Consider the following 22,660-nt stretch of genomic DNA (forward strand, 5'->3'; position numbering starts at 1 on the left):
CAGGTGATGACTGGGTTGATAGGCCGGGTGTGGAAGCATCGTAAGGTGTGGAGCTGACCGGTACTAATAGGCCGAGGACTTGACCACAGAGCATGCTCGCGTCCACTGTGTGATCTCAGAGACAGCAGACCTGAGACCCGCACCATTCCACGTCTGGCGTGGTGTTGTGTGTGCTTGGTTTGTGTGTTTCGCGGGGTTACGGCGGTTTTAGCGGAAGGGAAACACCCGGTTACATTCCGAACCCGGAAGTTAAGCTTTCCAGCGCCGATGGTACTGCACCGGGGACGGTGTGGGAGAGTAGGACACCGCCGGACAATCTTTGTTTAACGCAGGAAGGCCACCCGGGCTGCCGGGTGGCCTTCCTGCGTTTCTGGCGTCTTCTCATATACCTGTGTCTTGCTTCGTGTATTGAGCTGTAGGCCGGGTTCTCGGCAGTGGCCGCGGGCCCTGGAGAAACCCGGCCTTTTTGTGTGCCATGGGCGTTTCAGGGGCAGACCGAAGTTCGGGGACGGGCGCAGGGTGGCAGAGAGGGACAAGCGCGTAGGGAGAACTTTGCTGCGCGGACCGGTGGGCTTGGGTGGCTTGCTAGGCTGGAGGTGCTGGCCACCCCACGGCGGGTGGCCATCGTCGCGTAAGACGCCGAGGGCGAGCAGCGACAGAGCGCGAACGGGCCTGTGGCTCGCGGCCGGACGGATCGTCCCCTCCGCACACGGTCGGCGCGATGAAGGAACGCGATCACAACGCAAGTGGTCAGCGAATAACTAAGGACAGAAGTGAACAGAGACAACGGACGTGAGGACTCGGGCCGTCCCGACGAAGGCGGTTACCGCTCGGGCGAGCGCTCTGGCGGGTTCCGCGGCGACCGCCCCGCGCGAAGCAGGGACGACCGCCCGGCGGAGCGTGACCGCGGAGGTGCGTCCCGGGAAGGACGTCCGGGGGACCGTCCACGCTATGGCGAGCGTCGTGAAGGCCGTCCCGCCGGCTCCTACGGGTCCCGCGATCGTGACTCTCGGGGCGCTCGTCCGTTCCAGCGCGAGGGCGGCGGCGACCGGCCGTTCGATCGTGAAGGGCGCGGCGGCCCGGCGGGCGGCCGCGGGTTCGACCGGGACAATCGCGGGGACCGTCCCGACCGCGGGGACCGTCCCGGCCGTTTCTCTGATCGTGACAGCCGCCCCTCCGACCGCGGCGAGCGGGGCGGTTACGGCGGCGAGCGTTCCTACAACCGAGATGACCGTGATCGCGGCCCAAGCCGTGGTTCGTACGGCTCGCGGGACGACCGTCCCTATCGTGAGGGAGGGCGTCCGGAGTCTCGTGAGGGAGGGCGTCCGGAGTCGCGTTACGGGGACCGGCGTGAAGGCCGCCAGGGTGGCGGCTATGGGCGGCCCCAGCGTGACGACCGCGGCGGGCGGCCGTACCGCTCGGACGACCGTGGTGGTTCCTACCGGTCGGATGATCGCGGCGCTCGTCCCTCCCAGCCCGGCGACCGTGGTGACCGTGGCGGCAGGCCCTTCCAGAGGGACGATCGGAGAGGCGGGCCGGGTCCGCGCCCGTTCAGCCGTGAGGGACGCGGTGAGAGCGAGGGGCGGCGTCCGTACAACCGCGACGAGCGCGGCGACCGGGAAGGCCGGCCGCCGTACCGCGATGACCGCGGCGCTTCGGGCGAGCGCCGCTACGGCCGTGACGACCGCGGTCCCGCCGGTGGTGGCCGCCCGTCGAACAGGGACGACCGGTACGGCCGGGAGGGCGGCCGTTCGTTCGACCGCGGGCCCCAGGGGGGTGGAGGAGACCGCTTCTCCGGCCGTGGCGACCGCGCGCCTCGTTCGTTCGACCGTGATGACCGTCCGGGACGAGGTGGGCGCTCCTTCGAGCGCGACGACCGCAGGGGCGGGGATTCGCGTCCCCCCTTCAACCGCGAGAACCGTGACACGCGCGAAGGCCGGCCGGATCGGGGCGACCGAGGCGGCTTCGGCGAGCGTCCTCCATACCGGCGCGAGGACCGCCCGCATGGCCGGGACGATCGCGGTGGGCGTCCGTTCGAGCGGGACGACCGGCGTGGCGCGGGGCCGCGTCCCTTCAGCAGGGAAGGCCGTGAGGCCCGGGACGATCGCGGCCCACGGGGCGGGCGGACGTTCGAGGGGGATCGCGGGCGGTCGTCGGGGTACCGCGACAGGGATGAGCGGGGCTCCGGTGAGTTCCGTGGCGGGCCCGCGCAGTCCGAGAGCGGCACCCGTGCCCGGTACGGCCGTGAGCGTGGCGGCCGGCCCTTCGAGCGTGAGACCGCACGGCCCGCGCGGGAGGAGCACGTCCCCATTCCGGAGCTCGCGGCCGACATCATGCCGGACGAGCTGGACAAGGAGATCCGCGACGAGCTGCGCGCGCTCCCGAACGACCTGGCGGACAAGATCGCGAGCCACCTGGTCGCCGCGGAGCGTGCCTTGGGTGACGATGATCCGGAGCTGGCCTACGAGCACGCGAAGGTCGCGCGCAGGTTCGCCGCCCGTATCGGGGTCGTGCGCGAGGCGGTCGGGCTGGCGGCATACCGCGCGGGCCAGTACGCGGAGGCCCTCAGTGACCTGCGCGCGGCACGCCGGCTGACCGGGTCGGACGAGTTCCTGCCCATCATGGCCGACTGCGAGCGCGGCCTCGGCCGCCCGGAGCGTGCCCTCGACCTGGTCCGGTCCCCCGAAGCCGAACGTCTCGACCGGGCCGGGCGCATCGAGCTGGCGATCGTCGAGTCGGGAGCCCGCCGTGACCTCGGGCAGCACGACGCCGCCGTGATCACGCTGCAGCGCCTGCCGGAGCTGCGCGTCCCGGAGCCTCGCCCGTGGTCCGCGCGCCTGACCTTCGCCTACGCGGACGCGCTCGCGCAGGCGGGCCACCTGGAGGCCGCGACCGACTGGTTCGAGCGCGCGATGGCGTTCGACGAGGACGGCGAGACTGAGGCCGCCGAGCGTTACGCGGAGCTGACCGGCGCGGTGATCGAAGACGTCGAGGAGCTTGAGGACGACGAGTCGTTCGAGGACTTCGACGACGCGGAACACGATGTCGATGACGAGGCTGGGGACCTGGACGCCCTCGACACCGATGACGACGCCGATGACGATGAGGATGGCGACGTCCTGGCCGCCGAGGCGGTCCTGGTCGACGACGCCGACGAGGATGACGACGACGAGGACATCGAGGAGAACCCGGACCTCACCCCTGCGGTGACGCAGAGGCCTGACGTCACGCCGGTGGTGGGTGCCGATGAGCCGGCGGTTGCGGTCGCGGACTCGGCGGAGCGCGGTGCGACCGGGGAGAAGCCGGTGGCCGGGGCCACGGGCGCCTCGTCCAAGGACGCCGCTGTCACGGAGGGCGTCGACGACGAGGGCGACGACATCGAGGGCGACATCCTTGGGCCCGGCGGCGGGCGCGTGCGACTGGAGCCGGGAATGGCTCCGGCGTTCATCGAGCCCGACTTCGGTGACGTGAACGCCGGGGACTCGGGCGACGACCTCGATGACGATGACGAGCCCATGGATAAGCCGGACAAGTCTGACAAGCGCAAGCCCTAGGCGCGCCAGAGGGAGGTTGGTGGGCGCCGCCTAGCGTGAAGGCGCGCGGCGCCCGCCACACATCGTTCCCACACCGCATCGTTCCTATGCATGCTCATGGAAATTCGAGCCCGGCCTCGGCGTTTAGCCGTGACCGGCCCGGAGGGGCTCAGATGGACTCGGGCTTGGCGAGATCGAGCCAGTGCATGATGCCTGCCACGTTCGAGGGCGCGCCGCTGAGCAGCTCGAAACGCTCCGCCGTCTCCGCGTCCTCGAAGGCCAGCGCGGCGTAACGCTCGCGCGTCTTGTCCCGGACCATCGCGACCGCGTGGTCGAGGTCCATGCCCGCCGCGTGCGCCTGCTTGGTGAGATCCACCCATACGCGCAGTTCCTCGGCCGACCGCTCCAGTGTCGCGGCGACGTCGGCGACCGGCCCGTAGTGGCTGAACAGCAGCCTCTGGGGGCGCAGATCGCCGAACAGCGCGACGGACCGGAGCGCGGTCTCGAGGTCGAAATCGGGCGGCGGGGTGGCGGGGCGCAGGTCGCCGGTCTCGGGAAGGTAGACGCCGGCCGCGTCGCCGACGTACAGGTCTCCGGTGGCCGAGTCGAGCAGGCCCACGTGGTGCTTGGCGTGACCGGGGGAGTAGTGACCCGCCAGTACGCGGCCGCCGCCGAGGTCGACCGAGCCGGTGTCGCCGAGGGTCCTGATGCGTGCGGCGTCGGTCGGGGCGAGTGAGCCGAAGAGACTGTCCAACTGGTCGCCCCACACCATACGGGCGCTGGCCATGAGACGCGACGGGTCCGCCAGGTGCCGCGCGCCCTTCTCGTGGACCACGATCTCGGCGGACGGGTAGTAACCGGCGATGTCGCCGACCCCTCCGGCGTGGTCCAGGTGGATGTGGGTGACCACGACCGAGGCGAGATCGTCCGGGCCCACGCCAAGAGATGTCAGGGCGTCGCGGACCACAGGCGCCGACGTGGAGGTTCCCGTCTCGACCAGGCAGGGACGGTCGCCGAGGATCAGGTAGCCGGCCGTGATCCCGGCGTATCCCGCCATCCGCGTGTCGATCTCGTAGACGTCACCGCCGAGCGGTGTCACGTTGTCCACAGGTCACTCCCTTGCAGGCCGGCGGGTTCGTGCGGGTTCGCTGACGAGCGTAGGGCACGTCCGGCATGCGATGCGGTGCCGGTTCGCCCGTTTGTTCGGCGTTCGGGCGAAATGGCGGACGTTCTCGTTGCCGCCCATCCCGTCATACCCGGGGAGCCGATCGGCATATATCCGTAATGGCGTTGCCCGGATCCGCACGCGGTTCCGTCTCGTCGTCGTCCCTTCGTGCTGGCCGGCCCCGGAGCCGCGCCGGTGCGCCGTCGGAGTTTTCCACAGAATGACGCTCGGCCCTCGTCCGGCCGTCCCGAGCCCCAAGAATGGGCCCCGATCGAGGAATCCGACGCAAGGGGGATCCGATGGAAGAGAATGTGGCGCACCGCAACGAGGTCACGCTGGTCGGGCGCGTGTCCAGGGCGCCCATCTGCAAGGAGCTGCCCAGCGGGGACCGGGTGACGAGCTGGGGCCTCGCCGTCCGGCGGCCGCGCGGTCATCCGAGCAACAAGAAGTCCGACGGCATCGCCTGCGTCGCCTTCGGATCCGAGGTGGCGGCCGTCGTGACGGAGTGGAGCGTGGACGACGTGGTCGCGGTAGAGGGAGCCCTCCACCACCGATTCTGGAGGATGCCCGGTGGCGGGTCGAGCACCTACGAGGTCGAGGTGCACCGAGCCGGAAGGCTGGAGCCGGCACGGCGTTCCCACGCGGCCGGCCCGCCCGGGCCGCCGGGCGACGACAGCCTTGGGGATCTCACGTCGCAGGCCGTCCCCTCCCATGCCGCCACGGCTCCGCTGTAAAGGAAGTCCGTGGCCTCATGGGAGTGCGGAAAGCGTGCCGGCCGGACGCCGGGCCGGCCTGTCAGCCGGTCGCGAAGGTTCGCAGGATCAACCCGGTGCGTGGCTTGGGGCCGAACGACGTCGACTTGCGCGGCACCCGTTCGCCTCCCGCCGCGATGGCGTACACGTCCTCCACGGAGAGGGGGGGCACGATCACCGCGGTGCCCGACTCCTTGCGGGCCATCCGGACGGCGAGCAGGGGGTCGTGGTGGACGATTCGGACGGTGCGCTCGTCGTCGTGCAGTCCCCAGACCTTCGGCAGGAGGAACTCCGACAAGATCGAGGTGGTGAGCGACTTCCATCGCGCCGTCCGTGACCCGGGCATCGCGTGGTCGACCTGGACGGGGTCCGGGTCGGTGAGCAGATGGCTCGGGCCGTGCCCCGCCAGGACGAAGGCCGGCCCCTCGGCCGCGGTGAGCGCGGCGAGGGCGTCCTCCAGGTGGGCGTGCTCGTGCACCTGCCAGGCACCCTTGGCACGCGCCGCCGCCTTGGCCAGGGGAAGCCCGGGGATGACGCGATGGATGGCCTTGAGGTGCGGAGGGTAGGCCGTCGAGTCGACCAGGAGGGCCAGGCCGTAGTCCCAGGGGCCGGGGCCGCGCCCTTCGGCGTGGTACTCGCGCTGGAGCGCCAGATATGTCGCGTATCGATGGTGTCCGTCGGCGATCAGGGCCTGGTGGCCGTGCAACCCGGTCGCCACGGTGCCCAGTTCGTCCGGCTCGGTCAGAGCCCACAGGCGATGGACGACGCCGTCGTCCGTACGGACGTCGACCAGAGGTGGCCGGGTCGAGGCCACGTCGTCGACGAGCGGCGCGAGGGCGCCCTTGCCGTCGTAGAGGAGGAAGATCGGTTCGAGGTTGCTCTCGGTGGTCCGCATGAGCGCGAGCCGGTCCGCGACCGTGCCGGGCATGACGTCCTCGTGCGGCAGCACGATGCCGTCCTCCGGGGCCGAGAGGGCGAGGCCGCCGATGAGGCCCCGCATCACGAGACCGGGGGCGCTCTGTTCGTACACGTAGATGGCGGGGAGGTCGTCCGCGACGAGGACGCCGGAGTCCAGCCAGGCACGCAGGGTGTCGCGCGCCTCGCCATAACGATGCTGGTCGGCGCCGGGAAGGATCAGCCGCACCACATTGTTGGAGTGGACGTCAAGAAGGGGCTGCACGTCTTCCCGCGCGATGAGGTCGTACGGTGGGGAGGTGACTGCGGCCAAATCGTCGACGGCGAATCGCACGCCGCGAAAAGGGCGTAGTACCAGTCCGTCCGGTGACGGCAGTTCAGGAATCGCCATACCGGGCATGGTGCCATAAGGCCGTCGGTCACTCAGAGACAGCCCCGACATCGTTGCGCTGACCGGCTCGTCGGAAAGCCGGAATCACAGGTCGCCCGAAGGAGGTTTCGAGGAAATGACGCAGGGACGAGGCCAGCCTGAGTCCCCCGACTACGAGCCGAGTGCTCCTGCGGGTGATGTCTACGAGTGGTTTCAGCGCGGAGTAAAGCTGTTGAAGGACGGCAGCCCGGCCGCGGCGGCGGCCATCCTCGCCCGGGCGGCCGACGCCGAGCCCGATTCCCGCAGCATCAGGGAGGCGCTCGCCCGGGCGCAATTCAATTCGCGGCGCTACGAGGACGCCGCCGACAGTTTCCGCTGGATCGTCTCGGCCAACCCCACCGAGGACTACGCGTACTTCGGCCTGGGCATGGCACTGTGGCGTACCGGCGACATGGAGGCGGCCCAGGAACCCCTGGCCATCGCGGTCGCGATGCGCCCGGATTCCCGCGACTACGTGCAGGCCCTCAAGCAGGTCCGGGCGACCCTGCGAGCAAGAGAAACCTGACCCGCGCCGCCCCCCCGCGCACCAGGACTACCCTCCCGTCCTCGATCCCCTCCGGCAGCGGCCTTTCGTGCAGGCGGGCTGTGGGCGGGGGAGCGATTGGGTGGGGGGGTGGGCTGTCGGGGTTCTTGGATCGGAAATAGTAGGGGCATGGACTCCGCTTTGATCGACATTTACGACACCCTGTTGCTCGATCTCGACGGGGTCGTGTACCTGGGGCGGCAGGCCGTGCCGGGGGCTCCGGAGGCGCTTGTCCGGGCGCGTGACGCCGGTGTGCGGCTGGCTTACGTCACCAACAACGCCTCGCGCACCCCCGCCGCCATAGCCGAGCACCTGGTCCACCTGGGGGCGCCCGCCACTCCGGACGACGTGGTGACCTCGGCGCAGGCGGCCGCGCGGTTGATCGCGGAGCGGGTGCCCGCCGGCGCGGCCGTGCTCGTGGTCGGGGGCATGGGCCTGCGCTCGGCCGTGGGGGCGCGCGGCCTTCGCCCGGTGACGACGGCCGCGGACGAGCCCGTGGCGGTGGTCCAGGGCATCTCGCCCGACCTGTCCTACGCCCTCCTCTGCGAGGGCACGCTGGCCGTACGACAGGGCGCGTGGTTCGTCGCGGCCAACGCGGACACGACCATGCCCACCAACCGCGGGGTGCTGCCGGGCAACGGGGCGATGACCCGTGTGATCGCCACCGCGACCGGCGTCGAGCCGGTGGTGGCGGGCAAACCCGAGCCTCCCCTGCACCGGGAGTCGATGCTGCGCACCGGCGCGAAGCGCCCGCTGATCGTGGGCGACCGCTTGGACACCGACATCGAGGCCGCCACGCGCGCGGGTGCCGACAGCCTGCTGGTGCTGACCGGCGTCACGGGCCCGATGGATCTGCTGACGGCGCCGCCCGAGCACCGTCCCACGCACATCGCGGCCGACCTGTCCGCCCTCCATCTGCCGCCCGCGCCGGTCACTCAGGAGGGGGACGCGTGGACCCGCGCGGGCTGGGCCGCCCGCTGGGAGGGAGATCGCCTGAGGCTGACGGGCGCGGGTGATCCGGTGGACGGCCTCCGCGCGGCGTGCGCCGCCGCCTGGGCGCGCGCGACCGGCGGGCCCGCGGACGAGGACGGCCTCAAACAGGTCGCCGAGGTCCTGAGCCTCTAGTCCGGGACTTGTGGATCGACCGTTTGAGCCCTGAGCCCGGGGTCGCCGAGGTCCTGAGTCTCCGGCGGGCCTGAGGGGCGATCGTCTGAGCGACTGAAGGCCAGGTGACGGAGGCCCTGAGCCGCGCTGTCCCCGGGCTTGATATCGATCGTCGAAGCCTCAGCTTCTCGCCCCGTCCGGGGCGTCCGCCTTCTCGGGGGCCGAGCGTGGTTCAGAGCAGCTTTCGGAGGCGGAGGAGGTCGCCGAGGCTGGCGTCGATCTTCACGCGTCCCCCGAACAGGGCACGCCCCATGTCCAGCTCGCCGTTCACCAGCGAGAGCAGGTCGTCGCTGGAGATGCGGATGCGTACCTCGGCGGGCCGCCCGTCGGGCGGGGGCACGTCGGTGAACGGTTCGAGCCCGTCCTGGTGGATCCTGCCGTAGAAGGTCACGTCCAGGTCGGTGATGCGGCAGCTCAGACTCCTGTCGACCACGTGCTTGGTACGGGTCTCGTCGTCCAGCTCGCCGAACTGCTCGGTGAGCTTGTCCAGCGCCGCCCGGCACTCATCGACGGTCGCCATGCGTCCTACCCCTTCTCATGCGCCGAAGCTCCTGACCTACGGAAGGTAGCGTTTCACTTGAGTACTACGCGAAATTCGGCGCCCTGGAGCGGCCTGGGAAGAGAAGTGCATCGCACGAGTCGTGGCTTCCGATACGGTCAGGGTCTGACGGCCGTGACACAGGCGGTCGTCCGCCTGCGCGTTGAGCACACCATCATGACCGGAATCCGCGCCGCGACCAAGAGCGACACCGCGAATGGAAGGTGTCCGGCAGTGGATTTGCCCGTGGTGGGCGCGAGCGGACGCGGGCGCGGCGCCCGGGGTGGCCGCGAGGACGGCGGCCGGGCGCGGGGGCGGGCGGTGGGACGATGATGCGGGTGGGTGGAAAGACGGATGACGGAGAGCGGCGAGACCCGGACGGAGAGCGGCGAGGCGCGGGTCTCGGCCGCTCTGACCAGGCTGGGCGCCCTCGGCGACCTTCCCGTGGGGGAGCACGTCGCGGTGTTCGAGGAAGTGCTCGGGGAGCTGGAGGCGATCCTCGCCTCGGTGGACGAGACGTCCGCCGTGCCCGGGAACGGACCTCGGTGAGAGGGGCGGCGCCGGCCGCCGTGACGTACGAGACGGCAGCCCGGCGGCGCGGGCGGGCGCGGTGAGCCGTCGTATCCGGCTGGACAGCGAGCTCGTACGCCGCGGCCTGGCCCGTTCCCGCGAGCACGCCGCCGATCTGATCACCGGGGGCCGGGTGACCGTGGGCGGCCGTACGGCGGCCAAGCCCGCCACCCAGGTCGACACCGCCTCGGCGATCGTGGTGGCCGAGGCCGCGCAGGGCCCCGACTACGTCTCACGGGGTGCCCACAAGCTGCTCGGCGCCCTGGAGGCGTTCGGCCCCGCGGGCCTGGCAGTGGCGGGTCGCCGTTGCCTGGACGCGGGCGCCTCGACCGGCGGCTTCACCGACGTGCTGCTCCGCGCGGGCGTGGCGCACGTCCTGGCGGTGGACGTCGGGTACGGTCAGCTCGCATGGTCGCTGCGCACGGACGACCGCGTCACGGTGATGGAGCGGGTCAACGTCCGCGATCTCACGCCCGAGATGGTGGGCGAGCCGCCGTCCCTGGTCGTCGGGGATCTCTCGTTCATCTCGCTGCGCCTGGTGCTGCCCGCCCTGGCCGCCTGCGCGGCCCGCGAGGCCGACTTCGTCATGCTGGTGAAGCCGCAGTTCGAGGTGGGCAAAGAACGTGTGGGGGCGGGCGGCGTCGTGCGGGATCCGGCGCTGCGGGCGGGCGCCGTGCGCGACGTCGCGGCGGCGGCGTCCGCGCTGTCCCTTGAGGTGCGCGGCGTGACGGCCAGCCCGCTGCCCGGTCCCTCGGGCAACGTCGAGTACCTCATCTGGCTCGGGAGAGGTCCCGGGCCCGCGCCGGTGGCCGATCTCGACGCCGAGATCGGCCGCGCCGTCGCGGAAGGTCCCCAGTAGTGCGCGGAGTGCCCGCCGGACGAGCGGAGTAGAGCATGGATGCCGTCAAGCGTACGGTGCTGATCACGGCCCACACCGGGCGCGAGCCGGCGGTCGAGAGCGCGCGGCGGGTGATCGAGCGTTTCCTGGAGGCGGGCTTCACGGTCCGCGTGATGGAGCCGGAGGCCGAGGAGATCGCCGCCCCCGGGGTGGACGTCGTGCCCGCGCGCCCCACGGCGGCCGAGGACGCCGAGGTGCTGATGGTGCTCGGCGGGGACGGAACCCTGCTGCGGGCCGCCGAGCTGGCCCGTCCGGCCGGTACGCCGCTGCTGGGGGTGAACCTCGGGCACGTGGGGTTCCTGGCCGAGGCCGAGATGGCCGACCTGTCGGAGGCGGTGGACCGCGTCGTGGCGCGCCGCTACACCGTCGAGGAGCGGATGACGGTCGAGGTGAACGTCCGGGCCAACGGTGAGGTGCTGGCCTCGACGTGGGCGCTGAACGAGGCGAGCGTCGAGAAGCGCGACCGCATGCTGGAGGTCGTGGCCGAGATCGACGGCCACCCGCTGTCGCGCTGGGGTTGTGACGGGGTGATCTGCGCCACTCCCACGGGTTCGACGGCCTATGCCTTCTCGGCCGGCGGCCCGGTGGTCTGGCCGGAGGTCGAGGCCCTGCTGCTGGTGCCCAACAGCGCCCACGCGCTGTTCGCCCGCCCGCTGGTGGTCTCGCCGCGCTCGGCCATCGCGCTGGAGATCCTTCCCGGGACGACGGGCGCGGTGCTGTGGTGCGACGGCCGCCGCCGGTTCGACCTGCCGCCGGGTGTGCGGGTCGAGGTGCGCCGGGCCGACCTGCCCGTGCGGCTGGCGCGGCTGCACGACGTCGACACCACGGGGGCCCCGTTCACCGACAGGCTCGTGGCCAAGTTCGATCTCCCCGTGCAGGGCTGGCGGGGCCGCGTCCGCCCGTAGTGCCCCGCACGGTCCGCGACACTCCAGGACGCCCGCCGCCCGGCTCCCGGTCCGCATGGGGTTTACGCCCTGGTCGCGCCCATGTGCGGGGGTAGTCATCGAAAACCTTGGCGATTTCCGCGTAGGATCGGCTCCGCACGGAGAGGTGACCGAGCCATGCCCCACACGGTCCGGCGAGGTGCCCGGTCGGGAGGCGGCGCGGCGATACGGCGGGAGGGACCCAGTGCGGCCACGGGTCGATGAGGTCCGGATCAAAGGGCTCGGCGTGATCGATGAGGCTGTCCTCAAGCTCTCATCGGGTCTGACCGTCGTCACGGGCGAGACCGGCGCGGGAAAGACGATGGTCGTGACCGGGCTCGGCCTGCTGTTCGGAGGCAGGGCCGACCCCGCGCGCGTCCGGCCGGGCGCCGACCGCGCGTCGGTGGAGGGCACGCTGGTCGTCGAGTCCGGCGGCCGGGTGGCCCAGCAGGTCGAGGATCTCGGCGGCACGGTCGAGGACGGCGAGCTGATCATCTCGCGCACGGTCTCGACCGAGGGCCGTTCGCGGGCGTGGCTGGGCGGGCGCTCGGTGCCGGTCGGCACGCTGACCTACCTAGCCGAGGACCTGGTCGCCGTGCACGGCCAGATGGACCAGCAGCGGCTGCTCCAGCCGGGCCGCCAGCGCGCCGCCCTGGACCGCTACGCGGGCGAGGAGCTGGTCAAGCCGCTGCGCGCCTACACCCAGGCGTACCGGAGGCACAAAGAGGTCAGCGACGTGCTCGACGAGCTGACCACCCGCGCCCGCGAGCGCGAGCAGGAGGCCGACCGCCTGCGCTTCGGCCTGGAGGAGATCGAGAAGGTCGACCCCAAGCCGGGCGAGGAGGTCGAGCTCAAGCAGGAGGAAGAGCGGCTGGCCCACGCCGACTCGCTGAAGAGCGCGGCGGTGAGCGCCCACACCGCCCTGCTCGGCGACCCCATGGCGAGCGCCCAGGGCGCGCAGGACGCCATCTCGCTGCTCGGGCACGCTCGCTCGGTGGTGGACGCCGTGCGCGGCTTCGACACGGCGCTGGCGGGCATCGGCGACCGCCTGGCCGAGGCCGGCTACCTGGTCTCGGACGTCGCCACCGAGCTCGCCGCCTACGCCGAGTCGGTCGACTCCGACCCGGCCAGGCTGGCGGCCGTGCAGGAGCGCCGGGCGCTGGTGACCGGCCTGCTCAGGAAGTACGGCGAGGACACCGCGGCCGTCCTGGCGTGGGCGGCGAACGCCGCCGCCCGGGTCTCCGAACTGGAGGGCGACGACGACCGCATCGCCGAGCTCACCCGCGAGCGCGAGGAGCTGACGGCCCGTCTGACCGAGCTGGCGGGCGATCTCACCCGCATCCGCACCTCGGCGGCCGAGCGCTTCGGCGCGGCGGTCACCGCGGAGCTTGCCGCGCTGGCGATGCCGCACGCGCGGGTGGTCGTGGTGGTCTCGCCGAGCGGTCAGTTCGGCACCGAGGGCGCCGACGACATCGAGCTGCGCATGATGTCCCATCCGGGGGCTCCGGCGCTGCCGCTCAACAAGGGCGCCTCCGGCGGCGAGCTCAGCCGGGTGATGCTGGCCATCGAGGTCGTGTTCGCCGGTGCCGATCCTGTGCCGACCTTCGTGTTCGACGAGGTCGACGCCGGGGTGGGCGGCAAGGCGGCCGTCGAGATCGGCCGCCGCCTGGCCCGCCTGGCCCGTACGGCGCAGGTCATCGTGGTGACCCACCTTCCGCAGGTGGCGGCGTTCGCCGACCAGCATCTGGTGGTCGAGAAGGCGCGGGACGGCAGCGTCGTGCGCAGTGGCGTGACGGCGCTGGACCACGAGTCCCGCGCCCGCGAGCTGTCGCGCATGCTGGCCGGTCTGGAGGACTCCGAGCTGGGCCGCGCGCATGCCGAGGAACTGCTGTCGATCGCCGCCGCGGACAAGGCGGCGGACTGACCAGGACCGCCGGACCCGCCCGTTTCGCCGGGTATGCAGTGACTCACCGCGGGCAGGGGGATCGAGTGATCGCAGGGCGGAGGTCCGCGGTCCGGGGGCAGTGACAAATCTGACACGCCACGAAGCGAGCCCATCTTGGTCTCAAGCTCTGGCAGGATGGTCCGTGATGAAGGTGCCGACCTTGAGGGTTCAGGGCCTCCGCCGCAGGAAGGCGTCAGACCTTCCCGGGGTGACGGCAGTGGCGAGGATCGATCGGCGGACCAAGACACTGACCAAGCGTCTGCGGCCCGGGGAGATCGCGATTATCGATCACGTCGACGTTGACCGGGTGAGCGCGGAGGCTCTTGTCGCGTGCGGTGTTTCGGTCGTGGTGAACGTCGCGGCCAGCATCAGCGGGCGCTATCCGAACCTCGGGCCGCAGATCCTGCTCAACGCCGGGGTCACGCTGATCGACAACGCCACGCCCGACCTGTTCGACCGCGTGCGCGACGGCGACGTCGTGCGCGTCCACGACGGCGAGGTCTACCTGGAGGACGAGCTCGTCGGCAAGGGCGAGCCGGCCACCGCCGAGAGCGTCGGCGCGGCGATGACCGAGGCGCGGGCGGGCCTGTCGATCCAGATCGAAGACTTCGCCATGAACACCATGGAGTACATCCGCCGCGAGCGGGACCTTCTGATCGACGGCGTGGGCGTGCCCGACATCCGCACCACCATGGAGGGGCGGCACGTCCTGGTCGTGGTGCGCGGGTACCACTACAAGGAGGACATCGCCACCCTCCGCCCCTACATCCGCGAGTACCGCCCCATCCTGATCGGCGTGGACGGCGGGGCCGACGCCCTGATCGAGGCCGGTTACCTGCCCGACCTCATCGTGGGCGACTTCGACTCGGTGTCCGAGCGCGCGCTGTGCTGCGGCGCCGAGCTGGTCGTGCACGCCTACCGCGACGGGCGCGCGCCGGGCCTGGAACGGGTGCAGCAGCTCGGCCAGCAGGCCGTCATCTTCCCCGCGACCGGCACGAGCGAGGACATCGCGATGCTCCTCGCCGACGACAAGGGCGCCAGCCTGATCGTGGCGGTCGGCACGCACGGGACGCTGATCGAGTTCCTGGACAAGGGCCGGTCCGGCATGGCCAGCACCTTCCTCACCCGGCTGCGCGTCGGCGGCAAGCTGGTGGAGGCGAAGGGCGTCAGCAGGCTCTACCGCAGCCGCATCTCGATCGGCTCGCTCCTGCTGCTGGTGGCCACAGCCGTCGTCACCATGAGCGTGGTGCTGTGGTTCTCTCCGATGGGCAAGGTCTGGCTGAACGGGCTTCGTGACGCCTGGAACGGTTTCGTCTTCTGGTTGGTCGGGCTCTTCTCGTGATCGATTTCCGTTACCACATCGTCTCCATCGTCGCGATCTTCCTCGCGCTCGCCATCGGCATCGTGCTCGGCAGCACCGTGCTGAACGCGCCGCTGGTCGCCTCGACGGAGAAGGTCACCGCGCAGCTTCGCGGCACCAACGCCGAGCTGTACGACCAGATCGCCCACGCGCAGACGCGCGGCGGCGCCAGCGACGCCTTCATCGCCGAGCGGCTGCCCCAGCTGGTGCAGGGCACGCTCACCGGCGAGCGCGTCGTGATCGTCGAGGCCCCGGGCGCCGACTCCAAGCTGCGTGAGCCGTTCCAGCAGGTGCTCACCGAGGCCGGCGCCGTGGTCAGCGGCCGGGTCACGCTCACCGAGAAGTACCTCAGCGCCGACCAGGCCGCCGCCGTCGACCGGCTCGCCACGGCCAGGCCCACCCCGCTGACGCTCTCCGCCGACGCCACGCTCTACGACAAGGCGGCGGCGCTGCTGGCCGGCGCCGTCGTGACGGCCGACAAGGCGCTGGCGGGCAAGGACGACCCCTCGTCCGCGGGCGTGCTCGACGGCTTGGAGAGCGACGGCATGGTCGCGCTGGAGGGCGAACCGGGCAAGCGGGCCACCCTCGCGCTGGTCATGGCCCCCGCCGCCCCGTACGAGGGCAAGGACGCCGAAGCGCAGACCGCCGCCGTCGTCGCCCTGGCCACCGCGTTGGACCAGGCGAGCGAGGGCGCCGTCGTGGCCGGGGTGGTCCCGGTGTCCACGGCCGCCGGCGTCGTCGCCGCCGTGCGCGCGGACGGCGACGCCTCCGCGAAGGTCTCCACCGTCGACAACGCCGATATGGCCTTCGGCCGGGCCGCGGTGGTCTACTCTCTGCGGGAGCAGGTGGCCGGGGACGTCGGGCAGTACGGCCTGGGTTCGGACGCCGTGGCGGCCGACCCGTCCCCCGCGGCCACCCCGACCCCCACGCCCACCTCCACGGAGGGCGCGGGCGGCTGATCTGCCCTGACGACCACGCGCCCGGCCCGCGCGCCGGATGCTCCTGACGAAGAGGGATCCGCTGTGGCCCATCGCTCCTGGCTCGGTGCCCTGGCCGGCGCCGCCCTCGGCGCCGTCGCCGCCCGCGCCGCCTACGCCGCGTTCACCCGCCGTCCCCCGATCGGCGACGAGAAGACCTGGACGCGCACCAACCACCGCGGCGAGCCGATCACGCTGCTCGAAGGCCCGGCGTTCGTGGCGGGGGCGGGGGCCGCGGCGGCCCTGGTCCCAGGCCTGCCCGGGCGGGTCCGCGCCGCGGCCGTCCTCGCCGGCGTCGGCGCCGGGGGTCTCGGCGCCTACGACGACCTGCACGGGTCGGGCGCGTCCAAGGGCTTCAGGGGGCACCTGACCGCGCTGGCCCGGGGTGAGGTGACCAGCGGGGCGGTGAAGATCCTAGGCATCGGCGCCGCGGGCCTGGCGGCCGCCTCCCTGTTGCGGCGTTCCGGCGAGGGCGGCGCGACGGCGCGGTTCGCCGACACGCTGATCGACGGCGCGCTGATCGCCGGGGCCGCCAACCTGGCCAACCTGTTCGACCTGCGCCCCGGACGCGCCATCAAGGTGGGCCTGCTGGCCGGAGGCCCGCTGGTGGCGGCGTCGCTGGCCAAGGACGCTACGGCGGGCGCCGCGCTCGCCGCCGTGCCGCTCGGCGCCGGCATCGCCCTGCTGCCCGAGGACCTCGGCGAGCGCGCCATGCTCGGCGACGCGGGCGCGAACGCCCTCGGCGCGCTGCTCGGCGTCGCCGCCGCCTCGTCGCTCGGCCGCCCCGCGCGGCTGGCCGCGCTCGGCGTGGTGGCCGGGCTGACCGCGGCCTCGGAGAAGGTCAGCTTCACGAAGGTGATCGCCGGGAACCCCGTGCTGAACCGTCTCGACATGCTGGGCCGCCGTCCCAGATGATCAAACGGGCGGGCCAGGGGGTCGCGGCGGCCGCGGTGGTGATCGGGGTCGTCACGATCCTGGCGCGCGTGGTCGGCTTCGGCAAGCAGCTCGTCCTGGCCCGCACCGTCGGCACCAACTGCCTGAGCACGGCGTACTTCACGGCCAACCAGGTGCCGAACATCGTCTTCGAGATCGTCGTGGGCGGCGCGCTCGCCGGCATGGTCGTCCCGGTGATCGCCGGCGCGTCGTCCGGCGGCGGCCAGGGCGCGGCGCGGACGCCCGAGGCACGCGCCGAGGCGGGGCGGATCGCCTCCGCCCTGCTGACGTGGGTGCTGCTGCTCCTGGTGCCCCTGGCCCTCCTCACCGCGCTGGCCGCCGGACCGGTGATGGGGCTTTTCGCCGGAAACGTCCCCGGCTGTGACGACGGGGCGGCTCTGACGGCCGTCGCCACCCGCATGCTCGTGGTGTTCGCGCCGCAGATCCCGCTGTACGGGCTGGCGGTCGTGCTGTACGGGGTGCTCCAGGCCCACCGCCGATTCGTCGGCCCGGCCGTGGCGCCGCTGGTGTCCAGCCTGGTGGTGATCGCCGCCTACCTCGCGTACGTGCCGCTGGCCGGGAACGCCGGGACCGACCTGTCCAAGCTGCCTCTGCCCGCCGAGCTGGCCCTGTCCGCCGGCACGACCCTCGGCGTCCTGGCCCTGGTGGTGACCGTGATCGGGCCGGCGTCCCGGCTCGGCCTGCCGCTGCGGCCCACGCTGCGCTTCCCCGAGGGTGTCGCGGCCCAGGTGCGCCGCCTGGCCCTCGCCGGCCTCAGCGCCCTGGTCGCGCAGCAGGTAGCCATGGCGATGGTGGTGTGGCTGGCGAACCGCCAGGTCGGTGGCGGAGCGCTTCCCGGCTACAACTACGCCTGGGCGATCTACCAGGTGCCGTACGCCGTGCTGGCCGTGCCCATCGCCACCAGCGCGTTCCCCGCCCTGTCGGCGCGCGCCGGCGATCCTGAGGGCTTCGCCGCGCTGTCCGCGCGCACCACGCGCGCCGTGCTGCTGGTGTCGGGGCTCGCGGCGGGCGCGCTGGCGGCGGTGGCGGCGCCGGTGGCCTCGGTGTTCGTGGAGGGAATGGGCGGCGAGGTCGCCCCCGCCGAGCTGGCCGGTGCCATCGCGCTGTTCGCCCCCGGCCTGGTCGGGTACGGGCTGCTCGCCCATCTCAGCCGCGTGCTGTACGCGTCCGGCGGGGGCAGGGCCGCCGCCGCGGGGACGGTGGCCGGCTGGGTGGTCGTCATGGTGGCCCAGACGGTGTTCGCGCTGGCGTTCCCCCCTGAGTGGAAGCTCGGCGGGCTCGCCCTCGGGAGCGCGGTCGGGATGACGACCGGGGGCGCTCTGCTGGTCGCCGCCGTCGCCCGCGCCCGGGGCGGCCGGGCGCTGGCCGGTGTCCCGCGCGCGGCGCTGGCCGCCGTGCTGGGCGGGGGAGCGGGCTTCCTCGCCGGTGAGCGGGTCGCCGCGGTCGTGGTCGTCCACGGGCCGGTCGCGAACGTGGGTGTGGCCGTGCTGGCCGGTGGGGTCGCGGTGGCGGTGGCCCTGGCGGTCGCGGCAGTGGTCGACCGGCGCGACCTCGCCTCGCTGGTCGTGCGGGGCCGGGGTCGCGGGGACGGCCCCGCACGGGCGACGCCGCCGGACGAGCCGCCCCCAGGCTCCGGCCCGGAGGAGGTGGCGGGCGAGCCGCTGCGAGGCACGGGGCCGGTGCGAGCAGGTGAGGCCGCGGGCGGTGGCGCCAACGGCGAGACTGGCGCGGAGACGGGCGCTGATACGCGTGAAGGTTCGTCGTCGCGGGTGGTCCGGCGAGGCGCGGACAGCCGAGCGGGCGATGGCCGTGGGCGTGAGAGGGGCGATGGGCATGGGTGACGGGCAGGGGTGGGGGCATGGCTGAGGCGGCGCCGCACGTGCTGCTGGTGCTCGGGACGAGCGCGGGCGGGGTCGGGCGGCACGTGCGCATGCTCGCCGCCGGGCTGACCGCCGAGGGTCACCAAGTGGTCGTGGCCGGGCCCGCGAGCACCGACCGGGTGTTCGGCTTCTCCGGCCTGGCCCGGTTCGCCGAGGTGCCGATCTCCGACCGGCCGCGCCCCGCGAGCGACCTGCGCGCCGTCCGCCGGCTTCGGACGCTGGCGGCGGGGGCGGACGTCGTCCACGCCCACGGACTGCGGGCCGGAGCCCTGGCGGCGCTCGCGCTGACCGGGCGGCGCGCCGGGCTGGTGGTCACGCTGCACAACGCGCTGACCGCTTCGGGGGCGACCGGCGCGATATATGGCGTGCTGGAGCGCGTCGTCGCGAAAAAGGCCGACGAGGTCCTGGTCGTCTCGCCCGACCTCGGGGAGCGCATGGCCGCCCTTGGGGCCCGGAGCGTCGCGCCCGCCGTCGTCCCGGCTCCCGCCCTCGGCCCGCCGGTCCGGACGGCCGCCGAGGTCCGCGCCGAGCTCGGCGCGGGGGAGCGCCCGATCCTGCTCACCATCGCCCGCCTGGCCCAGCAGAAGGGGCTGGAGACCCTGCTGGACGCCGCCCGCGGTCCGTACGCGGACCCCGTCCCGCTGTTCGCCGTCGCGGGGGAGGGGCCGCTGAGACGGGCGCTCCAGGCGCGGATCGACGCCGAAGGGCTGCCGGTGCGGTTGCTCGGCGACCGTGCCGACGTCGCCGACCTGCTGGGGGCGGCCGACGCACTCGTCCTGCCGAGCAGGTGGGAGGGGCAGCCGCTCAACGTGCAGGAGGCCCTGCGGGCGGGACGGCCGATCGTCGCGACCGCTGTCGGCGGGGTGCCCGGCATGGTGGGGGACGCCGCCCTGCTGGTGCCGTCCGGCGACGCGGCGGCGCTGCGGCGGGCCGTCGAGGAGTTGCTCGCCGACCCCGGACTGGCCGCGCGGCTGTCGGCCGCCGCGGCGGCGCGCCCACTGCCCGACCTGGACGCCGCCGTCCGCGCCGTCCGGAAGAGCTACGGCTCCCTGCGGGGCCGCCGGGCATGAGCGGGACCGCCGGGGCGGTTCCGGCGACTTCACTTACTACGGGTGAAGTACTGATTATGTGACGTGGATCTCTTTCGACTCCTGGGGGCGCGAAGGCGGGCGTAAGGGGGCGTTCGCGGGGGGCGAGCCTGTGACCTGCGCCATCACGGCGCCGGGAGCGGCCCTTCGTGCTGTCCGGCTCCGTCCGGGCGTGGTCGCCGCGTCTGTGATCTCGCGGCGCGCTCATGGGCTGATTAGGTAGGGCTTATGTGCTCGCCTATACTCCTCGGCGAGGGGGGGAGTATCCCTTCGCGACAGCCTCGTCATCACGGTGTGCCCCCATGGGCTAACCCGGGGCTGCCGGTCCGAGGCATCGGCGCCACGGGCGGGAGAGACCTCCGGCACTTTGACGCGGGCCGGAGGTTTTGTGTTGGACGTTTCCGTGTGGGCGTGGGCTGCCGTCATCGGCGGGCTCCTGGTGGTACTCGCCGTCGACCTCTGGATCGTGGACCGCGGTGAGCCGCGGGAATTCTCCCTGCGTCAGGCGGGTTTCTGGGTCGGCTTCTATGTCGGCCTGGCGGTGTTGTTCGGCATCGGCCTGTTCGTCGTGGAAGGCGCGGACAAGGCGGGCGAATTCTTCGCCGGCTACATCACCGAGTACAGCCTGAGCGTGGACAATCTGTTCGTCTTCTACATCATCATGGGCCGTTTCGCGGTGCCCCGGATGTACCAGCACAAGGTGCTGCTGGTCGGCGTGCTGCTCGCCCTGGTGATGCGAGGGTTCTTCATCCTCATCGGCGCCGCGGCCCTCGAGCGCTTCAGCTGGCTTTTCTACGTGTTCGGCGCCTTCCTCATCTACACGGCCGTCAACCTGCTGCGCGGCCACGACGAGGAGGAGTTCAAGGAGAACCTCCTCCTGCGCTGGGTGCGCCGTGTCTTCCCGACCACCGACGGCTTCGTGGGATCCAAGGCCATCACCCGGGTCGACGGCCGCCGCATGGTGACGCCCATGCTGATCGTCATGGTGGCCATCGGCACCACCGACCTTCTCTTCGCGCTCGACTCGATCCCGGCCATCTTCGGGCTCACCAAGGACGCCTTCATCGTCTTCACGGCCAACGCGTTCGCGCTGATGGGGCTGCGCCAGCTCTACTTCCTGCTGGGCGGTCTTCTCCAGCGGTTGGTGTACATCAGCTACGGTCTGTCGTTCATTCTGGGCTTCATCGGCGTTAAGCTCATCCTGGAGGCTTTGCACACCAGTGGCGTCTCCTGGGCGCCCGAAGTGCCGATCTCGGTGTCCCTCTCGGTGATCGGCGTCACGATGGTCGTCACCACCGTGGCAAGCCTGATCAAGGCCCGGCGGGACAAGAAGCGGTCCGGCGAGTCGACGGCACCCGCGAAGGTGTCTCAAGGGTAGCGAAACGGTGCATGACCCGATTGCTTGTCCCATATCGCTATGCGGGAGCCGCGAGCTGGGTAGCATTCGGCGATAAGTCACAATCCGGTCTCTGGCCGCAATCATCACAAAGGTTCCCTGTGTCCAACGATTCGCCCAACCACGGCCGTCGCCGCGTGCGGCTGGCTCGTGGCGTTTCCCCCTGGCTGGCCCCCACCGCCACGGCCGCCGTCATCTCGGCGGCGCTGGCCCGGCGGTCCCGCCCGTGGGTGCTCGCGGCGGCTCCGCTGGCCGCCCTGACCGGCGCCATGCTCTGGTTCTTCCGGGATCCCGAGCGTGACCTCGGTCCCGGGCTGGTGCTGAGCCCCGCCGACGGCGTGGTGCAGAGCATCGACCCCCAGCCGGACGGCCGCATCCGTGTGGCGATCTTCATGAGCCCGCTGAACGTCCACGTGAACCGCGCGCCGCTCGACGGCACGGTCACCTCGGTCCAGCACGTGGCGGGCGGGTTCCGCCCGGCGTTCAACAAGGACAGCGACCAGAACGAGCGGGTCGTCTGGCACTTCGCCACGGCCCTCGGTGACATCGAGCTGTGGCAGATCGCCGGAGCCGTCGCCCGCCGCATCGTGCCCTACGTCGGCATGGGCGCCAAGGTCTCGCGCGGCGAGCGGATCGGCCTGATCCGCTTCGGGTCGCGGGTGGACATCTACCTTCCAGAAGGGATCGCCCCCGCGGTGAGCGTGGGGCAGCGGACGACGGCAGGAGTGACTCGCATTGACCATGGCTGACGCGGGATGGTCCATGGACGACCTGGGCGAGGACGAGGAGCCGCGGGGGCCGGTCGGGAAGGCGTTCCGGCTGTCCGCCGCCGACTCGCTGTCCCTCGGCAACGCGGTCTGCGGGTTCCTGGCGGTCTGCGTGCTGGCGTGGTCGGCGATCACCCAGCTCCAGCAGTCGAAGGGCGAGTTCCAGCCCGATCCGCGCTATTTCGCCACGGCGGTGGTGCTGCTGCTGATCGGCGCCACCTGTGACCTGTTCGACGGGCTCGTCGCGCGGCGGTTCCGTGCCTCGGCCATGGGCGCCGAGCTGGACAACCTCGCCGACGTGATCAGCTTCGGGTTCGCCCCCGCCTTCATGGTGGTGGCCTGGGCGGGTTTCTCCCACAGGCTTCCCCTGTGGCTGGTGCTGTGCGCCGCCGTGTCCGTGCTGGTCGCGGGGGTCGTGCGGCTGGCGCGGTTCGCCTGCGTGAAGACCAAGAGCGGCGATTTCATGGGCCTGCCCATTCCCATGGGCGCCATGACCGTGGTGTCGATCGTGCTGCTCTTCCAGCCGTCCTACCCGACGGTGATCGGCGTCTTCGCCGTCGCGTGGCTCATGGTCAGCCGCATCGAGTACCCCAAGCCCAAGGGCAACCTGGCGGCGGTCGTGCTGGCGTGGATCATGGTCAACGTCGCCTGCCTGATCATCTGGGCGGCCGACCTCGCCGGCGGTGACCTCCTGATCCAGATCGGCGCCTGCATGCAGATCGCACTGGTGTCGGCGATCCCGCTGCGCGTGCTGATGTTCAAGCGTGAGCAGCGCAAGGAGCGCAAGGTCACCGAAAGCGTGCGCTAGCCCCCCTTTTCGCGCTCGACCGGCCCGGCACCTTCCTTCATCAGGTGCCGGGCCGGTCTCGTCTCGCGGGCGGG

At 72.1% G+C, this 22,660-nt stretch carries 20 protein-coding genes and 2 rRNA genes; 18 read left to right on the top strand and 4 right to left on the bottom strand.

The window, feature by feature from the left end; all coding sequences use genetic code 11:
• Positions 1 to 87 (top strand): 23S ribosomal RNA (locus DQ384_RS18460); the annotation flags it as partial.
• A gap of 110 nt (positions 88 to 197) precedes the next feature.
• Positions 198 to 314 (top strand): 5S ribosomal RNA (rrf, locus tag DQ384_RS18465).
• 447 nt (positions 315 to 761) lie between these two features.
• On the opposite strand, the gene DQ384_RS18470 is transcribed toward rrf, so the two are convergent.
• Positions 762 to 2,006, bottom strand: coding sequence for a hypothetical protein (locus tag DQ384_RS18470; protein ID WP_114030096.1), 1,245 nt, complete (start codon positions 2,004 to 2,006; stop codon positions 762 to 764).
• Positions 2,007 to 2,333: 327 nt separating this feature from the next.
• Here DQ384_RS18470 and DQ384_RS18475 point away from each other — a divergent pair, with 327 nt between their 5' ends.
• Positions 2,334 to 3,554, top strand: coding sequence for a tetratricopeptide repeat protein (locus tag DQ384_RS18475; protein ID WP_114030097.1), 1,221 nt, complete (start codon positions 2,334 to 2,336; stop codon positions 3,552 to 3,554).
• Between the two features lie 148 nt (positions 3,555 to 3,702).
• Here the strand turns inward: DQ384_RS18475 and DQ384_RS18480 are convergent, their stop codons facing one another.
• Positions 3,703 to 4,641, bottom strand: coding sequence for an MBL fold metallo-hydrolase (locus tag DQ384_RS18480; protein ID WP_245966586.1), 939 nt, complete (start codon positions 4,639 to 4,641; stop codon positions 3,703 to 3,705).
• A 356-nt stretch (positions 4,642 to 4,997) separates the two neighbouring features.
• Between DQ384_RS18480 and DQ384_RS18485 the strand changes: the two genes are divergently transcribed.
• Positions 4,998 to 5,432, top strand: coding sequence for a single-stranded DNA-binding protein (locus tag DQ384_RS18485; protein ID WP_181871280.1), 435 nt, complete (start codon positions 4,998 to 5,000; stop codon positions 5,430 to 5,432).
• Between the two features lie 61 nt (positions 5,433 to 5,493).
• On the opposite strand, the gene DQ384_RS18490 is transcribed toward DQ384_RS18485, so the two are convergent.
• Positions 5,494 to 6,756 carry a DUF1015 family protein gene (locus tag DQ384_RS18490; RefSeq protein WP_245966587.1) on the bottom strand — a complete coding sequence of 421 codons (1,263 nt, stop codon included), beginning with the start codon at positions 6,754 to 6,756 and terminating at the stop codon, positions 5,494 to 5,496.
• A 115-nt stretch (positions 6,757 to 6,871) separates the two neighbouring features.
• Here DQ384_RS18490 and DQ384_RS18495 point away from each other — a divergent pair, with 115 nt between their 5' ends.
• On the top strand, positions 6,872 to 7,300 hold the full coding sequence (locus DQ384_RS18495) for a tetratricopeptide repeat protein (protein WP_114030100.1): 429 nt from the start codon (positions 6,872 to 6,874) through the stop codon (positions 7,298 to 7,300).
• A 147-nt stretch (positions 7,301 to 7,447) separates the two neighbouring features.
• Positions 7,448 to 8,443: an HAD-IIA family hydrolase gene (locus DQ384_RS18500; protein WP_114030101.1), complete on the top strand. Its 996-nt coding sequence runs from the start codon at positions 7,448 to 7,450 to the stop codon at positions 8,441 to 8,443.
• A 211-nt stretch (positions 8,444 to 8,654) separates the two neighbouring features.
• Here the strand turns inward: DQ384_RS18500 and DQ384_RS18505 are convergent, their stop codons facing one another.
• The gene (locus DQ384_RS18505) at positions 8,655 to 9,002 is read right to left on the bottom strand and encodes an SCP2 sterol-binding domain-containing protein (protein WP_114030102.1); all 348 of its coding nucleotides are present in this window, start codon (positions 9,000 to 9,002) and stop codon (positions 8,655 to 8,657) included.
• Between the two features lie 372 nt (positions 9,003 to 9,374).
• Between DQ384_RS18505 and DQ384_RS18510 the strand changes: the two genes are divergently transcribed.
• The 12 genes from DQ384_RS18510 to pssA all read left to right on the top strand — a co-directional run bounded on the left by DQ384_RS18510 (position 9,375) and on the right by pssA (position 22,586).
• Positions 9,375 to 9,569 (top strand): hypothetical protein, encoded by a 195-nt coding sequence (locus tag DQ384_RS18510; RefSeq protein WP_114030103.1) that lies wholly within the window; start codon positions 9,375 to 9,377, stop codon positions 9,567 to 9,569.
• Between the two features lie 61 nt (positions 9,570 to 9,630).
• Positions 9,631 to 10,449: a TlyA family RNA methyltransferase gene (locus DQ384_RS18515; protein ID WP_114030104.1), complete on the top strand. Its 819-nt coding sequence runs from the start codon at positions 9,631 to 9,633 to the stop codon at positions 10,447 to 10,449.
• 35 nt (positions 10,450 to 10,484) lie between these two features.
• On the top strand, positions 10,485 to 11,393 hold the full coding sequence (locus tag DQ384_RS18520) for an NAD kinase (protein WP_114030105.1): 909 nt from the start codon (positions 10,485 to 10,487) through the stop codon (positions 11,391 to 11,393).
• Between the two features lie 223 nt (positions 11,394 to 11,616).
• Positions 11,617 to 13,335, top strand: a complete 1,719-nt coding sequence (gene recN, locus DQ384_RS18525) for a DNA repair protein RecN (protein WP_245966588.1) — start codon at positions 11,617 to 11,619, stop codon at positions 13,333 to 13,335.
• A 166-nt stretch (positions 13,336 to 13,501) separates the two neighbouring features.
• A complete protein-coding gene (gene steA, locus DQ384_RS18530; protein ID WP_114030107.1) occupies positions 13,502 to 14,698 on the top strand; it encodes a putative cytokinetic ring protein SteA in 1,197 nt (398 codons plus the stop codon).
• Entirely contained in the window at positions 14,695 to 15,675 is a 981-nt protein-coding gene (locus tag DQ384_RS18535) for a copper transporter (protein ID WP_181871281.1), read from the top strand. Before steA ends, DQ384_RS18535 begins: the two co-directional genes overlap by 4 nt.
• 63 nt (positions 15,676 to 15,738) lie before the next feature.
• Positions 15,739 to 16,608 (top strand): hypothetical protein, encoded by an 870-nt coding sequence (locus DQ384_RS18540; protein WP_114030109.1) that lies wholly within the window; start codon positions 15,739 to 15,741, stop codon positions 16,606 to 16,608.
• Positions 16,605 to 18,488: a murein biosynthesis integral membrane protein MurJ gene (gene murJ / locus DQ384_RS18545; protein WP_114030110.1), complete on the top strand. Its 1,884-nt coding sequence runs from the start codon at positions 16,605 to 16,607 to the stop codon at positions 18,486 to 18,488. Before DQ384_RS18540 ends, murJ begins: the two co-directional genes overlap by 4 nt.
• Before the next feature lie 17 nt (positions 18,489 to 18,505).
• Positions 18,506 to 19,597, top strand: coding sequence for a glycosyltransferase family 4 protein (locus tag DQ384_RS18550; RefSeq protein ID WP_114030111.1), 1,092 nt, complete (start codon positions 18,506 to 18,508; stop codon positions 19,595 to 19,597).
• Between the two features lie 409 nt (positions 19,598 to 20,006).
• Positions 20,007 to 20,993, top strand: a complete 987-nt coding sequence (locus DQ384_RS18555) for a TerC family protein (protein WP_114030112.1) — start codon at positions 20,007 to 20,009, stop codon at positions 20,991 to 20,993.
• A 119-nt stretch (positions 20,994 to 21,112) separates the two neighbouring features.
• Positions 21,113 to 21,760 carry a phosphatidylserine decarboxylase gene (locus tag DQ384_RS18560; RefSeq protein ID WP_245966589.1) on the top strand — a complete coding sequence of 216 codons (648 nt, stop codon included), beginning with the start codon at positions 21,113 to 21,115 and terminating at the stop codon, positions 21,758 to 21,760.
• Positions 21,753 to 22,586, top strand: a complete 834-nt coding sequence (gene pssA / locus DQ384_RS18565; RefSeq protein ID WP_114030114.1) for a CDP-diacylglycerol--serine O-phosphatidyltransferase — start codon at positions 21,753 to 21,755, stop codon at positions 22,584 to 22,586. Before DQ384_RS18560 ends, pssA begins: the two co-directional genes overlap by 8 nt.
• The last annotated feature ends 74 nt before the right edge of the window (positions 22,587 to 22,660 follow it).

This window comes from Sphaerisporangium album, from assembly GCF_003323745.1.
Lineage (GTDB): Bacteria > Actinomycetota > Actinomycetes > Streptosporangiales > Streptosporangiaceae > Sphaerisporangium > Sphaerisporangium album.

Excerpts from the sequence above, each read along its gene's own strand:
- DQ384_RS18470 (WP_114030096.1), bottom strand. The coding sequence starts at position 2,006 with ATGCGGGCGGTCCTCGCGCCGGTATGGAGGACGCTCGCCGAAGCCGCC.
- DQ384_RS18475 (WP_114030097.1), top strand. The coding sequence starts at position 2,334 with ATGCCGGACGAGCTGGACAAGGAGATCCGCGACGAGCTGCGCGCGCTC.
- DQ384_RS18485 (WP_181871280.1), top strand. The coding sequence starts at position 4,998 with ATGGAAGAGAATGTGGCGCACCGCAACGAGGTCACGCTGGTCGGGCGC.
- DQ384_RS18490 (WP_245966587.1), bottom strand. The coding sequence starts at position 6,756 with ATGGCGATTCCTGAACTGCCGTCACCGGACGGACTGGTACTACGCCCT.
- DQ384_RS18495 (WP_114030100.1), top strand. The coding sequence starts at position 6,872 with ATGACGCAGGGACGAGGCCAGCCTGAGTCCCCCGACTACGAGCCGAGT.
- DQ384_RS18500 (WP_114030101.1), top strand. The coding sequence starts at position 7,448 with ATGGACTCCGCTTTGATCGACATTTACGACACCCTGTTGCTCGATCTC.
- DQ384_RS18505 (WP_114030102.1), bottom strand. The coding sequence starts at position 9,002 with ATGGCGACCGTCGATGAGTGCCGGGCGGCGCTGGACAAGCTCACCGAG.
- DQ384_RS18510 (WP_114030103.1), top strand. The coding sequence starts at position 9,375 with ATGACGGAGAGCGGCGAGACCCGGACGGAGAGCGGCGAGGCGCGGGTC.
- DQ384_RS18520 (WP_114030105.1), top strand. The coding sequence starts at position 10,485 with ATGGATGCCGTCAAGCGTACGGTGCTGATCACGGCCCACACCGGGCGC.
- steA (WP_114030107.1), top strand. The coding sequence starts at position 13,502 with ATGAAGGTGCCGACCTTGAGGGTTCAGGGCCTCCGCCGCAGGAAGGCG.
- murJ (WP_114030110.1), top strand. The coding sequence starts at position 16,605 with ATGATCAAACGGGCGGGCCAGGGGGTCGCGGCGGCCGCGGTGGTGATC.
- DQ384_RS18550 (WP_114030111.1), top strand. The coding sequence starts at position 18,506 with ATGGCTGAGGCGGCGCCGCACGTGCTGCTGGTGCTCGGGACGAGCGCG.
- pssA (WP_114030114.1), top strand. The coding sequence starts at position 21,753 with ATGGCTGACGCGGGATGGTCCATGGACGACCTGGGCGAGGACGAGGAG.